At 31.5% G+C, this 20,517-nt stretch carries 15 protein-coding genes and 2 tRNA genes; 8 read left to right on the forward strand and 9 right to left on the reverse strand.

Features of this window, described 5'->3' with window-relative positions; all coding sequences use genetic code 11:
- Positions 1 to 16 precede the first annotated feature (16 nt).
- Positions 17 to 1,162 carry a GNAT family N-acetyltransferase gene (locus tag ASE21_RS16545; RefSeq protein WP_057123812.1) on the reverse strand — a complete coding sequence of 382 codons (1,146 nt, stop codon included), beginning with the start codon at positions 1,160 to 1,162 and terminating at the stop codon, positions 17 to 19.
- A gap of 119 nt (positions 1,163 to 1,281) precedes the next feature.
- A complete protein-coding gene (locus ASE21_RS16550) occupies positions 1,282 to 1,770 on the reverse strand; it encodes a DUF1761 domain-containing protein (RefSeq protein ID WP_057123814.1) in 489 nt (162 codons plus the stop codon).
- 182 nt (positions 1,771 to 1,952) lie between these two features.
- Between ASE21_RS16550 and ASE21_RS16555 the strand changes: the two genes are divergently transcribed.
- Complete coding sequence (locus ASE21_RS16555) at positions 1,953 to 2,810, forward strand: Two component regulator three Y domain protein (protein ID WP_057123816.1); 858 nt, start codon at positions 1,953 to 1,955, stop codon at positions 2,808 to 2,810.
- A gap of 158 nt (positions 2,811 to 2,968) precedes the next feature.
- Positions 2,969 to 3,274, forward strand: a complete 306-nt coding sequence (locus ASE21_RS16560; protein WP_057123818.1) for a hypothetical protein — start codon at positions 2,969 to 2,971, stop codon at positions 3,272 to 3,274.
- Positions 3,275 to 3,646: 372 nt separating this feature from the next.
- Here ASE21_RS16560 and ASE21_RS16565 read toward each other — a convergent pair.
- The 6 genes from ASE21_RS16565 to ASE21_RS16590 all read right to left on the reverse strand — a co-directional run bounded on the left by ASE21_RS16565 (position 3,647) and on the right by ASE21_RS16590 (position 7,381).
- A tRNA-Glu gene (locus ASE21_RS16565) sits at positions 3,647 to 3,718 on the reverse strand.
- 499 nt (positions 3,719 to 4,217) lie between these two features.
- Complete coding sequence (locus ASE21_RS16570; protein WP_242410290.1) at positions 4,218 to 4,397, reverse strand: GIY-YIG nuclease family protein; 180 nt, start codon at positions 4,395 to 4,397, stop codon at positions 4,218 to 4,220.
- 57 nt (positions 4,398 to 4,454) lie between these two features.
- Positions 4,455 to 4,527 (reverse strand) — tRNA-Met (locus ASE21_RS16575).
- Positions 4,528 to 4,653: 126 nt separating this feature from the next.
- Entirely contained in the window at positions 4,654 to 5,178 is a 525-nt protein-coding gene (locus ASE21_RS16580) for a DUF4269 domain-containing protein (RefSeq protein WP_057123820.1), read from the reverse strand.
- Positions 5,178 to 6,689 (reverse strand): glycosyltransferase family 39 protein, encoded by a 1,512-nt coding sequence (locus tag ASE21_RS16585; protein WP_057123822.1) that lies wholly within the window; start codon positions 6,687 to 6,689, stop codon positions 5,178 to 5,180. Before ASE21_RS16585 ends, ASE21_RS16580 begins: the two co-directional genes overlap by 1 nt.
- A gap of 146 nt (positions 6,690 to 6,835) precedes the next feature.
- Complete coding sequence (locus ASE21_RS16590) at positions 6,836 to 7,381, reverse strand: DUF4494 domain-containing protein (RefSeq protein WP_057123824.1); 546 nt, start codon at positions 7,379 to 7,381, stop codon at positions 6,836 to 6,838.
- 484 nt (positions 7,382 to 7,865) lie between these two features.
- Here ASE21_RS16590 and ASE21_RS16595 point away from each other — a divergent pair, with 484 nt between their 5' ends.
- The 6 genes from ASE21_RS16595 to ASE21_RS16620 all read left to right on the forward strand — a co-directional run bounded on the left by ASE21_RS16595 (position 7,866) and on the right by ASE21_RS16620 (position 19,144).
- On the forward strand, positions 7,866 to 11,345 hold the full coding sequence (locus ASE21_RS16595; RefSeq protein ID WP_057123825.1) for a hypothetical protein: 3,480 nt from the start codon (positions 7,866 to 7,868) through the stop codon (positions 11,343 to 11,345).
- Positions 11,346 to 11,352: 7 nt separating this feature from the next.
- On the forward strand, positions 11,353 to 15,423 hold the full coding sequence (locus tag ASE21_RS22055) for a DUF6443 domain-containing protein (RefSeq protein WP_199858514.1): 4,071 nt from the start codon (positions 11,353 to 11,355) through the stop codon (positions 15,421 to 15,423).
- 1 nt (position 15,424) lies between these two features.
- Positions 15,425 to 15,880: a hypothetical protein gene (locus tag ASE21_RS16605; protein ID WP_057123829.1), complete on the forward strand. Its 456-nt coding sequence runs from the start codon at positions 15,425 to 15,427 to the stop codon at positions 15,878 to 15,880.
- A gap of 256 nt (positions 15,881 to 16,136) precedes the next feature.
- Complete coding sequence (locus ASE21_RS16610) at positions 16,137 to 16,622, forward strand: hypothetical protein (RefSeq protein WP_057123830.1); 486 nt, start codon at positions 16,137 to 16,139, stop codon at positions 16,620 to 16,622.
- Between the two features lie 105 nt (positions 16,623 to 16,727).
- A complete protein-coding gene (locus ASE21_RS16615) occupies positions 16,728 to 18,014 on the forward strand; it encodes an RHS repeat-associated core domain-containing protein (protein WP_242410291.1) in 1,287 nt (428 codons plus the stop codon).
- A 491-nt stretch (positions 18,015 to 18,505) separates the two neighbouring features.
- Positions 18,506 to 19,144 (forward strand): hypothetical protein, encoded by a 639-nt coding sequence (locus ASE21_RS16620; protein WP_128414712.1) that lies wholly within the window; start codon positions 18,506 to 18,508, stop codon positions 19,142 to 19,144.
- Positions 19,145 to 19,195: 51 nt separating this feature from the next.
- Here ASE21_RS16620 and ASE21_RS16625 read toward each other — a convergent pair whose 3' ends face one another.
- Positions 19,196 to 20,500: an ATP-binding protein gene (locus ASE21_RS16625; protein WP_057123837.1), complete on the reverse strand. Its 1,305-nt coding sequence runs from the start codon at positions 20,498 to 20,500 to the stop codon at positions 19,196 to 19,198.
- Positions 20,501 to 20,517 lie beyond the last annotated feature (17 nt).

A 20,517-nucleotide genomic window follows, 5' to 3' on the forward strand; every position in this document is an offset into this window, starting at 1 on the left:
AACTTTGTCAAAGTTATTATTTAAATGGATTGCGTTCCTGCCATTCTGTTTTTGGTTCCAGATAATTAAAAAATCTCGCAATATTGTGATTGATTAGAGCATTGCTATGCGTAATTAATCCGTACATTTTTACGGGTTTTGCGCCAACAGAGCTTTTGATTTCCAGAGCAGTTCTGGCAAAAACAATTTCTTTAAATCCTTTTTTGACAGAATAAGCAATCATGTCGTAGAGCATATTTAGATAAAGCATTTTTTCACGCTGAATACTTTCGTCATAACCTAGAAAATATGTGTCCATAACTTCGCCATTTTTTATGAGTGTATTAAAACCAATTAGTTTTTCATCTAGAAAATAACCATAAAGTAAAAAGTCATCTTTCATGATTTCTTTAAAAAAACTAAAATGATTTCTGGCTAAGAAAAAAGTATTGAAAGGCGCATTTTTGGCAACATGAAAATATAAATCGTAAATATCATCTTCATATTTTCGAATGTCAGATAAAGACATTTGCTGTTTTTGAATGCCTTCAGATTTTTTGCGGGCACGTTTGTATTGATCCCGATATTTTTTGGATAAAGCGTCAATATAATCCTGTTCACTTTTCCAGTTTTCTTTGATTTCGAAAACCATATTGGGCTGTATAGAAAACGTATAATTGTTTTTAAATTCAGCTTGCAGAGGTTTAATCTCCTGTGCGGTAAAATCTTTTATACTGGTTATATGAACTTTTTTTCCACTTTCTTTTAAAACCTTTTTTAACTGATTTATTGCTTTGTGAAGTGTTTTGAATGCTTTTGATTCGATTACATTTTTGTCAAAAATAAAAGCATTTTGTCCGGTTAACATATTGTTTCCCACAAATAATACATGAGAAGCAAAATTCTTTAGAGCAAAATTACGAACGGATGTTTTTAAGCATTGATCGCGTTCTCCAAAAGATTCCAGCTTTTCGGCAAATAAAAATTGAGTTAAAACAATTCCTGTGAGTTTATCTTCTGCAAAAATTCCGATAAAATGACAAATCATATTTACAGGACAGGAATTTTCCAGTACTTCAAGATATTCCCGTGTTAAAAAGACATTCCTTACGGCCAGCGAATTCCACTCCAGAGGAAGTAACGATGCGCTGTTATAGATTTGAAAAGAATAAGTTGTATTCAAAAGTCTGAGCTAATTTCTTCAAAATTAGATAATATTTATAATAACTTTTTTTCTTTAAGTTATTATTAAGAAAAACCCGTTTGAGTTTTTGGTTTCAAACGGGCCTGTATGTTTGTAATTTATGCAAAAGCACAGACAATTCCGCCCATCAAAGTAAGCGTAAGTGCCCAGTAACCTGCATGAATAAAAATGTATTTCCATGATTTTCTTTCGAATAAACCATTGATGCCTACAATTGGCAAAGCAAAAAACAAACCTGAGATAAAACCGTGTAATGCTCCATGTTTAAAGGTGCGGTAAGCATTTCCATAATCAGCCATAAAAGCGGCAAAAGAAGGTTTTGCGGCATCTATTAAAGGCGGTCCGCCAACCATTCCCACTGCTCCCGATTGATGAATAGTTAATGACATCAGCGTCATAGTGATCATTAAAGAGAAAATATACGTAAAGCCAAAAATCTTGAGCATACTTCCTTTTTTTAAATCTTCTTCAGTGAAATTGTTTTCTCTCATCCAGATTGTTCCAAATACTTTTGGATGATACCAGGCAAAGCCAACAAGAAGGGTTACAACTGCGGCGGCCAGCAATGCGTAAAAGTTAATTTCCATACTATTAGGTTTTTTGTAATTAGTTGTTTCAAAAATAGTTAAAAAACTATAACGATTTCGATATTTTTATAAAGAAGAAAAGTATTATATATTTTTTACTTATTAACACTTTATCGACATAATGTGCTTTATATCTAGTAATTACCTAATTTTGATACCAGAAAAAATACCCCAAATCTGTTATGAAAAGCTTTGCAGCACTTTTTTTAGCACTTGTTTTTTCTCTAAATACTTTTGCAGACACTGTTTCAGAGAAGGAGAAAAACGCGCTGATAAAATTATATTATGCGACGAATGGTTCGCAGTGGAAAATAAATTGGGACCTGTCACAGCCGGTTTCAACCTGGTATGGAGTTCGTACCGAAAAAGGAAAAGTAAAATCCCTTGCTTTATCTGATAATAATCTACAGGGTGAACTTCCCCAGGAGTTTTTCGAACTTGTAAATTTGGTTACGATTGATCTTCATAAAAACAATCTTCGAGGACAGTTATCAAATTCAGTAAGCAATTTTAGAGAATTAGAATCTCTGAATATTTCTAATAATCAATTTACCGGAGTAATCCCAACAGCTATTTGCGATTTAAAAAAGCTAAAAGATTTAGAACTTTTTAAAAATGATATTTCAGGAGAAATTCCGGCAGAGATTGGAAAGCTAAACCAATTAGAAATTCTTTGTTTATTTGAAAATAAGATTGAAGGCACACTGCCAGTTTCTTTATATAAGATTTCAACTTTAAAAATTTTACTTTTAAATGATAACAAATTATCAGGAAGTTTAAGTTCTGATGTTTTGAATTTTAATGATTTAGAAAACTTAAGTTTATGTAATAACAGTTTTGAAGGAAGTATTCCGAAAGAAATTGAAAAACTTTCTAATTTATCTGAAATGAATCTTTCCTATAATAAATTTAAAGGATCGGCTTCAAGAAAAATGATTTTGTTAGATGCCTTGAATATGACAATGTTAGATGAAAATGGAAATCTGTTTTTATTGGATGTTAACGAAGAAGGCAAGTCTGAAAACAGTATTCTGAATTAAACTTACTTTTTCAGTATTTTGATTTATCAAAGTTGTTTAACTTTGTATGAATAAATTTTAGTGTAAGTCTTTAGGAAAAAGATTTTTTTTATAACTTTAAATTAGATTCAATTTCTAAAAAGACAAAACAAAAACATTAACCTTTTTACTATAAAATTATGACACTACAATATCAAGGTGAACAATACGGAAAATCGACTACATTTACCCTAAGAATTATTGGTAACAATCTATCAAAAAGCAGTTCTAACTACCAAATTGATCTTTTAGTCGGCGACAAAAAAGTACCAACTTTTACAAGTGAAATCCACCAAAGTCTTTCAAATTGCTTAAAAGAAATTTATTTATTTAGAAAATACAACGGAATCAAATTTGACGAATCTTCAGAGAAAATTGTTTCTCTGTATGTTCCTTATGACAGGGTTTTGTTTAATTATAATAAATATGCTTTGTTTAGAGCTTAGGTCATTATTTTATCGAAATATATTTATATAACCGTCCCTTTTTTAGGGACGGTTTTTATTTGTTTAGATTTATGCTATTAAAGATATCGTAATGCATCAGATCTGTTTGGCTATAAGTATGAAGACAAAGTCTAGTAATTAAGATATATGTCCAAGAGAATGAGGGAAAACTATAGTTGAAAATTATATGTATATCTAACTTATAAAATAGATATAAAACAGAATATTCCATTAATTAAAGAAGGTTTCGGAATATGAAGCACTGAAAATATCAGTCGCAACATTATTAAAAGAATAGTTTCAATTACATAAAAATCTCAATATCTTTTATAAAAAAAAGCTCCAGAGAAATCTGAAGCTTTTTGTTTTTAGTAGTCCGTGGGGGAATCGAACCCCCCTTACCAGGATGAAAACCTGGCGTCCTAACCGATAGACGAACGGACCTGTTTCCTTAATGCGGGCGCAAAATTGCAATTAATTTTAGAAAAACACAAAAATAATTAGATAAACTTTTTTGGTTTTTCTGAGGGAATATCAGATGAGCGGAAGCTTAATCATAATCTAATTTAGCTAAGTACAATGTATTTGTTTGATTGATAATTGATTGTCTTGGTCGTGCAAAAACAAATTGAGATATTTTTTTCTTTTTATTAAAATGAAAAAATTTCAGCAAAATTTAATTTTTTTAGTTTTGAAAGAATATTCTTTTGTCTAATTGAAGTTTTTTGAAAAACGCTTTTTAATTTTTGATTTGACAACTGCTAAACTAATTCAAATAAAAAAAGCTCCAGATTTCTCTGAAGCTTTACTTAATAGCGGGAACAGGACTCGAACCTGTGTCCGCCGCGGCGGATATGAACCCGTTAAACTATAATTTAAAAATGAGCTCTTTAATAAATTCTCTTCCTGTTCCTGTTTTGAGATATTTTTCTTTTTTCATGGCTTACGATTTTGAAGAAAAGGATTCTACATAAATTACTTCCCAAGGTCTAAACTTTATAGTATATCCATTTGTTTCCAGAAAATTATGAGATTTGAATCTTTCGATTAAATTAGAAGTAAATCCGGTATAGGTTTTTTTGAATTTTTGGGAATAAAGAATATAAACTACAAATTCATTCATATAGTAAGTATTACAAACAAAAAAACACCAGCTTTTTCAAGGTGGTGTTTTTCTTAGTAGCGGGAACAGGACTCGAACCTGTGACCTTCGGGTTATGAGCCCGACGAGCTGCCTACTGCTCTATCCCGCGATGTTTCGGGTGCAAAGATAAGCACTAAATACTGTTATCCAAAGAAATTAAGGAAATATTTTTCTTAAACTATTCTTAATTGTAATATTTTGATATTGAATCGAATATGATGTTGTGTTTTTTAAATTAAACTTTATAATCCAATAATTCTGAATAGGGATTAGTTTTTAAACCTAATAATCTGCCAAAAGCCGGCTCGGTTTTGTATCCGTTTCGTTTGAGTTTTATGATTTCTAAACGAAAGTTTTCGCCTTTTGCTTCTAGAATCTCATGTTCAATAATCATATGTTTATAAGCGTTTTGATCTTTGGTTGGAATATTTTGCCCAAAAATTTCAATTTCAAAATGTTCTATTTTAAAATTAGCAATTACAGATTCATATTGATTAATATTAGTTTCCCGAATTTTAAATTCGGTTTTATTCCCAAATGAAGAAGAAACTTTAGAAATAAATTCAGGCTTGTTTTTCCAATAACAAATAATATCCAGATCGCTGTTTTCGATATCGATATTAATTGGGATTGTGCCGGCCAAAATTGGATTAAACTCAGAAAGAACTTCAAAAACCTTATTTTGAATTAAGGTTTCGTAAGCCCGAATTTGTTTAGGATTTCCGGTTTTTAAATATTCAATACTGCTGAAATCGATCATTAATTTTCGTAATTTTTTTCTTCTTTGATTTCCTCTTCAAGTCTTTTGTTGATGTTGATTTTGGCTTTGGTAAAAACAAAAATTGTAGTTCCGTATTCACGTGCATATTTATTTGTGATTCCACCCCCAATAAAAGCAGATTCAAAAAATGGACTTGTCTCCTTAAATTCATTGCTGTTTTCTTCAAATTCTTTAATCCGAATCAAGTTTGTATAATACAGATTCAAATTAAACCAATTTATATAATCGGCATTAAAAGAAACCGCTTTAATTCCTTTTTTTGTGTAATAATTTATGGCCCCGGCCTGCCCGTAATTATCGCAAAGTACCAAAGTGTTTTCAGATTTTGGAAATAAGCCATAAACAGAATCTGTTTTTCTTGCAAGTTCTTTCCATCCCAGCATATCAGCAAAATCTTGTGATAAGTTATGTTCTTTTCCATCTTCCCAGCGATGAGTTTCCAGTTTTTCTGCAACGATTTTTTCGGGACTTTTATTTGGAAAAGCAAGGAAATACATCGGAATAAAAAATAATAACGGCAGCGCAATAAATACTGGTTTTAAAAAACGTTTCCAGCCATTTTGCAAAACATCTGAAAGATAAACTGAACCAAAGGCAATATAAATAGGGTACAAACCAATTGCGTAGTACGCTTTTGCTTTAAAATATAAAAAGACAATTAGAGTAAAGACCATCGAAGCAAAGAAAAATTTGAATTTTTCGAATGGTTTATAAAAAAGCAAAGCATAAAAAGAGGAAAGAATAACAAAAAATCCGCCAATGAAAAATAGAACCTGTTCTTTTGCAAACTCAGCGCGGTCTACATTTACTAATTGTGTTTCTGCTAATTCTTTCATATGATGTACAATTGGGAAATGATTGTTGTACTGCCATAATAAATTCGGCAGAATCAATAATAATCCCAAAATCAAAGCAAAATATAGTTTCTTCTCAACAAATATTTTTCTATGTTTAGAAAGTATAAGTGCAGGTAAAAGTCCGATTAAAAGAAAAAGAATATTGTATTTATTTAAAAACCCAAAAGCAAAAACAACAGCGCCGATGTAAAACCATTTTGGTCTTTCTGTTACAATATATTGAATTAGAATATAATAAAATGTTGTCCAGCATAAAACATCAAATGAATTTGGCTGATATAACATGTTGATTCTTAATAATGATGAAAATACTATACAAAGTGCACTTAAAATTAGTGCATAAAGATTTCCTTTTAAAGTCTCAACAGTTTTCCAGACAACTAAAAGTGTCAATGCGCCAAAAAGGGCAGAGAAGAACCTGATCCAGAAAACAGAGTTTCCAAGTAATGCTATTATGTAAGAAAACCAAGAAGTTACGGGCGGAACCGATAAATAACCCCAGGCTAAATGATTCGCCTGATCGAGATGTAAATATTCGTCTCGCTGCAAATCATATTCCGAACTTACAAGAACATATTGCAGAATAAATTTTAAAATAATAAACCCAATTAAAATAAGTAATTTTTTATTCATGTGGTTTTTTTTGGTTTTAGAGATAAATGGTTTGATGCCAGTTAATAAACTATAACGAATATAGGATTTATTTTGATTTTTAAAATACCAATAGCTGCTGTTTGAAATAAAAAAGCTCCAGATTTCTCTGAAGCTTTTGCTTAATTTTATTCCTCTATGGTTTCAAATTCCATGTGGTCGATTATTTCTTCATCTGCTTTTACAGGTTTTGAAGCTTTAAGAGCATTAAATCTTTCCAGCATTTCGGTCTCTTCTTCTTCGCCGCTGAAATAAGGAAAAACGTCCATAATGGGTGATTCAGAAATCGCAGGGATCGAATATTCTCCCATTGTGTTTTTCATTACATGAATTGTGTTGTCGAAAGCTTCTCTGACATCATTTGCCTGAACTAACATGTACATGTTTGATTTTCTTTCCTTTCCGCTTTCTTCATCGTAAGCAATCAATGATACTTTTGATTTAAACCAGCGATCTGCATTTTCAAACGGGTGAATTTCGGCATAATTAGCGACTTTAATATTCGTGATTTTAAATTCTTCACTTATATAAGCGGCCATTTCTTCATTGATTCTTTTTTCGGCTTCTGTATAGGATACTGCGTCTACCAGATAAGGTTCTGTTAAAACTTTTTGGCCTCCGGTTTCATCTGTTTTTCTATATTTTACTTTGCATTCGTACCAAATTGCGCTCATTTTTTTCTGTTTTTTAAGGATGCCAAAGATAGATTTTAAAGAAAAATAAATGTGAAATTGATGAAATAGATATTCACAATTTGAAGTTGTTTTTTGTAAAGTGTTGATTGATTTGAGATTAAGATATGTGTAAAAAACAGTCTCAAAAATAATTAAGATTTTACGGAAACTATAAACAGCAATTTTTCTAATTATAACCCATAATAAAATACGGAAATTCCGTAAAAATTATATCCCTAATTCCATAGATTCGTGCTCAAAAATAAGATTTTATTAAGCTCAATGTTGAATGCTATGAATGTGTTTTTAAAGCCTTACAAAAACTAATCAAATTTGAAATAATTATTTGATTTTCAATGGTTAAAAAACTAAATATATTATAAAGTTTTACCTTACTAAAAAAATAAAAATTTAACATTTAAAAATGCATTAATATTGTGTTCAAAATCCGTCTAATTCAATTTTATAATAATTGGCTAATTATATGATCCTTACAAACCAAAACAAACTGAAATCTGTTATTAATTATTTTCTCAAGCAAAAAAGCAATGTTTTTACTTTGTTTTTCTTGTTTTTCGGTTTAAGTGTGAGCCTGTATTCACAAAACATTTCAACTTATTCACCAAAGTTAAGCATTCCTTCTTCTCCTGAGGCAGCACTATTAGGGCGATTTGGTGATATTCCAGTTGGTTACTATACAGGTACGCCAGAAATAGCGATTCCATTATATTCAATAAAAGAAGATGGTATGGAAATTCATTTGACATTAAGTTACCACAGTTCTGGAATAAAAGTAGCAGATGAAGCAACCTGGGTTGGTCTTGGATGGGATTTAAGTCCAGAAGGAACAATATCTATAGAAATACGTGGAGAAGTCGATATTCAAAGAAACCAGCAATATACCTGTATAACAACAGATCCAGATACTAATACATTTAAAAATAGATTTATTTATACTGGTGATTACTATTCATTGAATCAAATTGGAAGATCTATGGCAGCATCTTCATCGCCTTGTCTTGAAGATGGAAATCACGGCTATTGGGATCCTTATTGCGTAATGAATGATTTAATTGGAGGTAAAAGACAACCTGATATTTTTTCTTATAATTTTAATGGTCATTCCGGTAGATTTTATATAAATCCTGATACTAATCAAATTGTAATATTGGATAATAAAAGTGAGGACGTTAGTTTTCAAGTAACTTCTTCGAGTATTACTGCCAGAACAATAGATGGGAATGTTTTTTATTTTAATGTTTTAGAAGATTCTCATGCAAATAATATGTTTGATATATCCGGTTATACATTTAAACTTAGTCAAGTTGTATTGGCCAATGGCAAAATAATAAACTATTATTATACCAATGAACAAACTATTAATTATTTCTATACTGAATCAATAGATTTTCAGGGACCTTCATCATTAATGGGACAGACTTCTGTTTTAGAAAAACATTTCTCATTTATAAATTGTAATAAAAAAACATTAAATAAAATTGTAAGTCCTACTGCCACTATTAATTTTAATTTAGAGGATAGAGACGACATTAATTCAACTTCAGCAACAAAAATTAAAAGATTAAAATCAATTGATATTGTATCGACTGTAAGTGGAACAAAAATTAAATCTTATAATTTCGGATATAGTTATTTTGCAAACAATAATACGGGTTATAATGGAAATTCTACTTACGGAGAACTTAATAAAAGATTGAAGCTTGATGCTGTAAAAGAGATTGGATACAGCACTGACGGTACTCCGGATACTAGTAAACCGGATTATAAATTCAATTATAAAACAGATATTCTTCTGCCTCAAAAAAATTCATTTGCAGTAGATTTTTGGGGATATTACAATGGTAAAAACAATACTACTTACATTCCGAATTTAGATTATTTTCATTATGATCTGGATGAAACTTTTAGTACGATTCAAAAACCATATTTTAAGTTTAGTAATAATTCTGCAAACAGATATACTGACAATATATACGCTGGAGCATATATGCTTAATAAAATTACTTATCCAACTGGTGGTTTTACTCAATTTGAATATGAACCTAATTCTTTTTCAAATCAGTTTATACCTGAGTTTTATAAAAATCAAGCAGCCTACAAAAATAATTATGTTTTAGATAACAATGACTCAGTGAATACTGTTGTACAACCATTTCAATTATCCAGAGAGGTAACAATCGTTTTTTCAAATGTAATAAACGCTTACAATGTAAATAGAGCAGCCTGGACATATGCAGAAATGTCTGGATGTTATATTGAATTTACAAAAACTAAAACTGTAAGTGGAACGCCAAGCACAACTGTTATTAGGAGATGGGATTTAACAACTGTTTTCAATACGGAGTTTACAAACAATAATGGAAAACAATGGGACGAAACGATGGTAGTTCCTTATGATTCAGATCCAACTGTGACTTATGCAGTAAAAGTATTTATGCCAGATGCTTTAGATTATTCGGGTAATACTTATCATTCTTCATCAGTTAATTCCAGATTTTATTATTATGATGATACTAATGTAGATACTTCAGTCAGTAATCAAGGAGGAATGAGAATTAAATCAATAAAAAATTATTCGGCTTTTGGTGTAGTAACTTCAAATAAACAATTTAAGTATTATGGTGGCAAACTGCTTAACAAATTTGAACCATTAACTATGCTTAGATATAGTAATAAAAGTAGTGGTGGAGTTAGCGGTGGTAATGCTTATGAATATATTGGTTTTCATAAAAAAATAGGTTTGTCTTCTGATGACTTTGGTATTGGTGGAGGAAATCCTATTGGTTATGATAAAGTCGAAGAAATAGATATTAAAGATGTTGAAACTAACAATATTGGGAAAAAGGTCTTTTATTATAATAACACTCCAAATAAAACCAAAACAGGCTTGCCAAGTATCCCCAATTTATTAAATGGATTGATTAGTAAAGAAGAAACTTACAATAGTGCTGGTACTCTGTTGACAGATAAGACTTATACGTATGATCCTATAAAACCTGTTGTAAACTTTTTTGGAATTAAACCTGTTTTAAAATCCTTTGGGAGCTATGGAATACCATGCGGAACTGATTATTATGTAGGAGGTACGATTACTGCGTATTTTAACGATAGTCCTTTAAATGGTGTTCAATATCAATATGATGTTTACCCTCTTACTTCAATTTGGTATATGCCGAGCAGTACAGTCTCTAAGCAGTATTTTAATGGCAATGCAGTTACTAAAACAGAAACTCTAACATATAATAGTCAGGGAAAAACAAGAAAATCTGCAAGCACAAATAGTAATGGTGATGAATTATCAACAACATATTATTATGCTAACGATAATCCGGAACTTTTACCAATTGAAAATACTATGATTACGAATCAGATGACAGGTATTCCGTTAGTAACAGAAAATCGTAAAAACACGGAGTTGTTATCAAGACAAAGTACACAGTATGCAAAAGATGCTACGACATCAAATTTAATTCTGCCTAAATATGTTTTTGCAGTAAAGGGAATAAATGGTCTAAGTTATCCAGCTCCAGAAAAAAAAGTTACTATTGACAAATATGATGCAGTGGGAAATACACAGCAATATACTTTGGAAAATGGGACAAGTGTAACCATTCTTTGGGGATATGGAAAAACCTTGCCTATTGCGAAAATTGAAAACGCCACTTATTCACAAGTTGCTGCGGCATTAGGTATAACTACAACTGCTCTGGATGGCTATAATGAGAGTAATTTGGTCGCAATAAATGACCTTAGAAGTAATATTAATTTGGTTAACAGTCCAATTAGCACATATACACATAAACCCTTAGTTGGCGTAAGTGTCATAACAGACCCAAAAGGAGATAAGATCACCTACAGTTATGATTCATTTGCAAGGCTTGAGAATGTAAAAGACAAAGACAATAATATCTTATCAGAGAATAAATACCAGTATCAAAATTAATTTGGAAATGATGAAAAAATACAATTATTACTTAGTGTTCTTTTTATTGATGTTTTTTGGTCAGATCCAAGCCGGAATTTATCCTAATTACTCACAAAATATTACAGTTCCTAATTTAAATAACAATGGACAAAACGGTACTGGCGGCGGTACAATTTCGATCACCAATGATGTACTGACTATCAGCATCAATGCCGGCTGGACTAATTTGAGTTATTTAAAAATTGGTACTGTTGCAACTCTCACTATTTCTCCGGCATTACCCAACATGGAACTTGGGCAGTTATCATCAGCACCAGGAAGCCCACTAGCAAATTTTGCAGCAAAAATTGAAAACAATACATTGATTTTTTACTTGACCAATTCCCCTACACAATGGAATGGCTGTTATTTTAATTTTTCCAGAAATTTAATCTGTCCAAATCCTCAGACATGGTACTACGATGAAGATCTTGACGGATTAGGTGATCCTTCAAATTTTATTGCCCAGCAATGTACAAAACCTAACGGAAATTATGTCCTGGATAACACGGACAATTGTCCGACAATTCCGGGAACAAGTGCTAATTGCAATAGTTTAATACCAGTTCTGCAAAACCGTAATTCAATTAAAAATATTGCCTATAAAACAGAAACAGCGTCAAGCATATTGACTCCAACTATTCTTCAGGCAAATCAAAATATTACATATTTTGACGGGCTGGGCAGACCGGTACAAAAAAACGCTTATCAGTCTTCGGCAACAGGAAAAGATATTATAACACCTATAGAATATGATGACTTTGGAAGACAAACTAAGGAATATCTTCCGTTTGCTTCATCACAAAACAATCTCAGCTATATAGATCCTTCTGCTTTAATTCCTAATCTGATCTCGCAGTATCAGACAAATTATGGAGCGGCAAATAATAATCCATATAGTGAAAAACAACTGGAAGCCTCACCATTAGGGCGTGTCCTACAGCAGGCAGCCCCTGGAAATGATTGGGCTTTAGTAAACAATCACACTATCAAAATGAACTATCAGACAAACATTGATAGTGAAGTAAAATTGTATTTGGCTTATGCAACATGGAATTCAGGTTTAGGTTTATATGACATATCATTAAATTATGGAACAGGTAATGGCTTTTATCCAGCAAATCAGCTTTATAAAACTATTACTTATGACGAAAATACTACTGCAGCCCCAACAGAAATTAACGGATCAACTGTAGAGTTTAAAAACAAAGAAGGACAGTTAATCTTAAAACGCACTTATGATGCCGGAGTAAAACATGATACTTATTATGTGTACGATTCTTACGGTAATTTAACTTACGTAATTCCTCCAAAAGCTGTTGATTTAATTACATCTATCGCTGCACAAAATGATGTAACATCTACTGCTGTTGTAAATTCAGGAAGTTCTCTACAATTAACAGCTACAAACTCTATTCGATTATTACCGGGCTTTAATGCGGTTGCAGGAAGTACATTCAGCGCAACTATTGTAAATAATCAGGGAGTTTTAGATAATTTATGTTATCAGTATAAGTATGATTATCGAAACCGTTTAGTAGAGAAAAAATTACCGGGTAAACAATGGGAGTTTATTGTTTATGACAAATTAGACAGAGTAATAGCCACGGGCCCAAGTTTGTCTCCATTTGCAGACATTACAACTATAGGCTGGTCTGTAACAAAATACGATGCTTTAAACCGTCCGGTAATTACGGCATGGATGCCTGCTTCAGTAACAAGTGCAGACAGAAAAACATTACAGGATACTCAAAATGGATATACTGCCAATTTTAGTGAAACCAAAATTGCAACTGCGACAAATACAACTATAAATGGAGTACCATTCAGATATACTACTGCTGCTTGGCCGACTGCTGGTTATCATGTGTTGACAGTTAATTATTTTGATGATTACAATTATCCAAATGCACCAACAATTCCTGCGAGTGTTGAAACGCAAAATGTATATTATAACACAAAAACAGCAACAACAGAAAAACCTATTGGATTACCTACAGGAAGCTGGACAAGAATTTTAGAAAATAGTACAACATACAGAAATGAACTTGCTTATACACTTTATGATGCAAAAGCAAGACCTATTCGTACTTACACACAAAATTTCTTAGGTGGTTATATGTACACTGACAGCAAACTTAATCCGTTCTCGGGACAGCTGCAGTATAGCATAACAAGACATAAAAGGTTAAGTACAGATACTGAATTAATGACTAAGGATGCTTTTACATATTCTAACCAGGATCGTTTATTGACACAAACACATCAAATAAACAGTGGAACAATAGAACTTATTGCAAGTAATACATATGATGAGTTAGGACAGTTAATTTCTAAAAAAGTTGGAAACACAACGGCTGCTCCAACCCAAAATATTAATTATACTTATAATATTCGTGGCTGGATGACCAATATCAATGATATTAATTCATTAACAAATGGGGTAGATCCTAAAGATCAATTTGCATTTAAAATAAATTATAACACAATATCAAGTGGCATTACAGGAGTAAAAGCTTTATACAACGGAAACATTGCCGAAACCTATTGGACAAGTGCCTCAGAAACAACACCAGTTATTCGTTCGTACGGTTATAAATACGATAATTTAAACCGATTGAAAGATGCAGTTTTTCAAAGAGCTGCGACTACAAATAATGCTTATAACGAAAGTTTAACGTATGATAAAAACGGAAACATTCTGTCTTTAATACGTAATGGTAATAATGAAACCACTGCTGCTCAGATTGATAATTTGATTTACAGTTATGGAGTGTCCAACCAAACCAATCAGCTTACAAAGGTCGTTGACAATGCGCCAGCGGCTTCTAAAGTAAATGGTTTTGCAGATAGTACTGCAAATACTGTTGATGATTATAGTTATGATGTTAATGGCAACATGATCAAAGACAATAACAAAAACATAACGTCAATAACATATAATAATCTTAATCTTCCAGCTCAGGTAACGTTTGCTGCAACAGGAAATATTGTTTACCTTTATAATGCTGCGGGGGAGAAGGTTCAGAAAGTAGTAACAGTTACCTCACCGGCAGGTGTTACTACTACAGATTATTTGGGAGGGTACCAATATGTGAATACAACACTTAAATTCTTCCCAACAACAGAAGGATATGTAGAAGCAGTAACAGCAAGTTCTTTTAAATATATATATCAATACAAAGATCATTTAGGAAATATTCGTTTGAGTTATGATAAAAATCTTGTCACACAGGAAGAGAATAATTATTATCCATTTGGATTAAAACAAGAAGGGTATAATATTCTGAAAAATTCTTCCAATGATGGATTAAAGTATAAGTACCAAGGACAAGAGCGTCAGGATGAGCTATCATTGAACTGGGACAGCTTTAAGTGGAGAAATTACGATTATGCTATTGGAAGATTTATGTGTATTGACCCACTAGCAGAGAAATATACATATAATTCGCCATACGCTTTTGCTGAAAATAGAGTTATTGATGGAAGAGAGTTAGAAGGATTGGAATGGGTTGATGCGAAAGGTAATACTATATACAATACCAATAAAGACAATGGTAAAGTTGGATACACAAGTTATGCAACGGCAGAACATAAAAACTTAGGAAATTCGCTTAGAAGTACTGATGCCGGCTCTCAACAATTTAACAAGTTGGTAAGTATGACTCATCCTGTTGAAATTGAAGTTAACAAAACAGATGCTCCAACTTCAAAAGGAGAGCCTGTATTAGGAGCGACGATTACTCCTAAAGAAAACAATCCTGATGGTAAAACTACGATTACGCTTTTTGATAAAAATATAAGTGCTTTGGTGAATGATGTAGCGGCTGGTGTTGAAGCTGGTGGTACTTCAGTACAGCCATTAAGTGATGGAACTGAATTATCAATAAATGGAATAACGAAAATGGGAATGACAGGAGTTACATTAGGAGAAGAAATTGAACATGCAACACCTGAGAATATTAAGTTGCAACATTCAGGAGCTTCGAGAGCAGATGTAGAGAAAAAACCAAATGAAGTTTCTGAAAAAATATTAAAAGAAACTATGAAAAATTAATATGAAAAAAAACTTTTTATTAAGAAAATCGATGATAATAATCTATTTATTATCATTAAGTGCTACCTCTCAGAGTTTAGAAAATAAGACTTCTACTGGAAAGATGAAAGTAGCCATAAAAGAATTCTTCATTAAAAATGGAGAAATTGATAAACAAAATGGCTTAGATATTGAGGCAAGAGAATTACTAGATGGTTCAGATATTGGAAGTAAAGCTAAAGGTATATATCTTATAAGAACAGTTTATAGAACAGATGGCACTGACTATTTATTTTTTAAAAACGGAGAAGACTTTGAGATTGTAGCTTTAAATGATTTAAAAATAATTTTAAATAAGAGTATCTTACTTTTTAAAGATGAGTCTGACTCAACATTAATGGAATATATTCCTGAATTAATTAAATGGTATAAAGACGACAAGACTGCACATACTAGAAAAACTAAATTTTTAAAATAGGTGCAATCATGCATGACTTTGAAGGCCATTCCATTGGCGGAGAAATCACGGAGATTTATCCTTATGCTTATGCTCTAAATAATCCTGTGTTTTTCATAGACCCTGATGGTATGATGGTTTCTCCTCCTGATTGATTTGTTAATAATGAAACTGGAGCAGTTGTACATGTGGAAGGTGAGTCAAAACTTACTCAAACAACGGCTAATAAAATTGGAGCTGGAGATGCAAAAAAATATGATAGACTTGGAGCTGATATATGTTTGGTGAAAATAATGAAAAGGCAAATAAAATTAGAGAGCTTGGTGCTAGTGTAGTTGAAAATTCAGAGAAATTTATGGAAAAACAAGGATATGCGAAAGCTGACAAAGTAGTAATGAAATCATTATCAACCCTCTCAAAAGGTGGGTTTGGTTCTGAAGAAAACATAAAACAATCTGCCGACGGCTCAAAGCCTATAAGCGATACAAAGATTACATATGTAAAACCCGAAGAATTAGATAAAAAAACAAATCTTAAAGAACGCACACATAACGATAATTTTAGTTCTATCACCACGTCGACTTATACTCTTACAACGCACATGGTAAAAAGATTCATCATCATCTTCGACTACAAATTCACTTATAATGGATTCTTTAAAAATAACCCGATAACGCAGATTTGTAATCTGTGCCCGCAAAGTAAATCGACAAAGATTACCATAAAAAGTACAGTTTTATACTGTACTTTTATATTTTTATGAAAGAAATGGGTAATGTATCAGATGTGTTGGTGGTTAATTAGTGACTCTAACATTTACAGAAAATCAGATATTTATATTAATATCGCATAAAAATTAAAACAGCCATTGGGCTGTTTTTTATTTTATAATGCCTTAATCCAAGACGAGATGGGGCTTGGGGTGTACGACTATGGTGCTAGATTTTACGACCCCGCAGATGGTCGTTGGTGGCAAATTGATCCATTGGCAGAGAAAATGCGTAGGCATAGTCCATATAACTACGCTTTTAACAATCCTATGAGGTTTACTGATCCTGATGGGATGGCTCCTTCAGATCATTGGCGATTAAATAATCAAGGAAAACTGGAAATGACAAAGAAAACAAATGATAACTTCAATGTTTTCTTTGATGAAAAAGGAAATAAATTATTCCAAACCAACCAGCAAAGTACTGAAATGACATCTAAAAAATGGGAAGGTAAAGGAGATGAATACATAAATAAACTAAAAACAGCTTTTATCAATATTGCAGAACAACCTGGAGTGTTTACTACAATGACTGAAAGAGCAAAAGAAACAGGTTTTGATAGTAAATTTGTAACTTTACCTCAAATGAAAGAAGTTGGAGAAACTTATAAAGAAAACGGAGCCGCAATAGGTGGTCTAGAAATGTTGAAACAAATGCCTAAATTCGCAGTAGGTCAAATTTTTGCAGATGCAGGGCCAAATGGTTTTTTACAACAAACTGCGAAAAGTATTTATACCGGAGTAACAGGAACAGATATTACACAAGATGCAAAATCATATTTCCATCAAGCAGCTGAAAGTCTAAAACAATTTACTAAAAATATCGAAGCAGGATTTAATCATGGTATCAATCAAATCAAAATGGGAGCTTTTAAATTTATATTATTATTAGTCTTTTCAGCTTTAATTATGTGCTGTAAAACAAATAAGAAAACAGGTATTGCAAAAGATTGCAATGATATTGATTGTGAAGTTGGCGTATATAAAAACAATCAAAAAGACGGTGTTTGGAAACGGTATGATAAAAGCGACAATTTAATTCAAATATCGAATTATTCAGAAGGTAAACTAAACGGGGCTACTGTTAGTTTCTACAGTAATGGAAGAGTTTATTCAACAGGGAATTATGTTAATAATGAACCACACGGCAATATTACTATATATTCTGAAAACGGGAACATAAATCTTTTGGACAATTATTTTTATGGTAAAAAAGAAGGGTTTAGTTATTTATACTATAAAGATGGGAAACTACAGTCTAAATGGTTTTATGTCTCAGGAAAACGAGATGGGGAACAATATGAGTTTAACGAAAACCAAGATACATTAAAAATTGAATATTATAAGAAAGGCATTTTAACTAATGAGAAAGTATTTAGTAATTAATTTACTTATGCTTTCTTGTTATTGTCATTCTTCTTTTTTGAAGATTTAAGCAAACCAATATATGTTAAAATTTCGATTATCATTTCTATCATAATTGTAAAATTTAATAATTAATCAGATTTTTATATAGTACCTTCTAAGCAAAGGTACCGTATCTGAGGTATCTTTATCATTTTAAGTTTTTAATAATTAAAATCAATATTAAAAATATTTTATCAAGTTATAAAGGATGGATGTAAAAGTTCACCCGATAGCGCAGATTTGCAATCTGTGCCCGCAAAGTAAATCGACAAAGATTACCATAAAAAGTACAGTTTTATACTGTACTTTTATATTTTTATGAAAGAAATGTCTCAAGTACAAACCAACAACCAGCAATATTACTAACAAAGTGATAGCTTTTGTGAGCCAATCTTTGCGGGCACAGATTGCAAATCTGCGCTATCGGGGATTATACTATTAGAAATTTAAATAACTTAAAATAATTAATTATGAAAAATATAATCTTTTTAAGATTGTTATTTATTACCATTATGTTTGCAAGCTGTAATGGTCAAGTAATAAGTAAAGAAGATATTAACGAATATATTAAGAGTAAAGGTGAATTTGACAAAATTTTAACTTCTCATTTTCCAAATAAACTTGTTGCATATCCATATATAATTATCAACAATAAAAATAAATCTAAAAATGATATTTGTTTCATGTTGTATGAGAATGATGTAGATTCATTAAAAATTGATTCAATAATAAATAAATATCATTTTGTTGCAAAATATACATACCAAGATTCGTGTCTTTTTTTAATTAATAGATTTGAAACAAAAAATACCTATGAAAATAGAAAAAAGGTTGAAATATTAGATTCTCTATTAGTAAATAGAGACTGCTATAAAATGAAATATCCAGTACCAAATTTTAAGGTTTATAATCCTACAGATGGAAGAGACTTAAAGCTAGATGAGAGTTTTAATATTTATGTATTAGATGCTAAATCAGGAAATCGCTTTGAAAATTTCAATTTGCTTCCTAATTTACAAATGCCACCTGAATGGCAAAATGGATATTCAAAAGGAATAGCATTTAGCAAAAAAGATAAAACTTTAATATACTGGGGCATTATTTGGTAAATAATATGGATAATGCGTTGGTAGTTAACTATTTTATAAGTAACAATTTTATTACATCATTTTCCCCTCTTTAGCATATTCTTTTTTAATTCCCTGAAGAAGATGATTGAGATTAATACTTTCATTTTTATCTTCTAAGGTTCTTAAGCAGGCATATTGAATAATATTTACAATATTAGCGCCTGTAATATCGTATTTTTTTGAAAGTTCATTCAAGTTTACATCTTCTGCAATTTTGATTCCTTTTGGCAGATTATTTTGCCAAAGCTGTAAACGCTCACCATACGAAGGCACTTCAAACTCAATAATAGACTGAAATCTTCGGGTGAAAGCAGCATCAATATTGGTTTTAAAATTAGAAGCCAGAATAACCAATCCCGGATGATTTTCAATTCGCTGCAGTAAATAAGAAACTTCCTGATTCGCATATTTATCATGTGCATCCCTAACATTGGTTCTTTTTCCGAAAACAGCATCAGCTTCGTCAAAAAAGAGGATCCAGTCTTTATCGGCTGCTTTGTCAAATAGGGAAGAAAGATTTTTTTCGGTTTCGCCAATATATTTCGAGATCACCATCGACAAATCAATTCTGTAAACATCTCTTTTCGTATATTTTCCTAAAAGTGAAGCTGTAAGCGTTTTTCCTGTTCCTGGCGTTCCGTAAAACATAACCCTGAAACCGGGTTTTATTTTGGCTTTCATATCCCATTCATGTAACAGAATTTCGTTGAATTTCAGCCACGTTTCTATTTCTTTTATCTGATTTAAAGTATTGGAATTCAAAACCAAGTCGTCCCAGTCTAATTGTGTTTCAATTAATTGCGCAGGGAATACACTGCTCATTTGGGGCTTAAGGATTTTTCCGGTGATGAATTTTTCGATGTATTCCTCTTCTAAGATTAATAAACCGCTTAATTTAGGTTCGCCATTTGGAACAGATTCTATTTTGATAATTCCCTTTTTATAGAGAAAAGATTGATTGTGTAAATAATTATAAAATGATATTCGGTTTTCCAGATCATTTCCGGCAGCTAAAAACTGAGCCGTTTCTCCGGTTGGTAAAATCCCGCGATGATTCTTGGTTTTTATTCCGCCAAACTCTGGAAGCTCTCCGCCGTTGGGCAGATATTCGGCAATAATCGAACTTAAGAAATCAGGCTTAATGTGAGGAACAAGAGCAAGTCCCAGAATAAGAATATCCATTTCAGACAGATTATTTTCGATAATAAATTCGCCCAGAAAGCCATTTGCATCAAATTGATTTAAAATGGGTTTACCTATCGGATTTTCGGTCTGAAAAAGAGTATCAAGCTGAAATACGAATTGATTTTTGATATATGAGAATACATTTTCCATTTTTTTATTGATTGAGT

This window comes from Flavobacterium sp. Root901 (genome assembly GCF_001429765.1).
In the GTDB taxonomy this organism is placed as follows: Bacteria; Bacteroidota; Bacteroidia; order Flavobacteriales; family Flavobacteriaceae; genus Flavobacterium.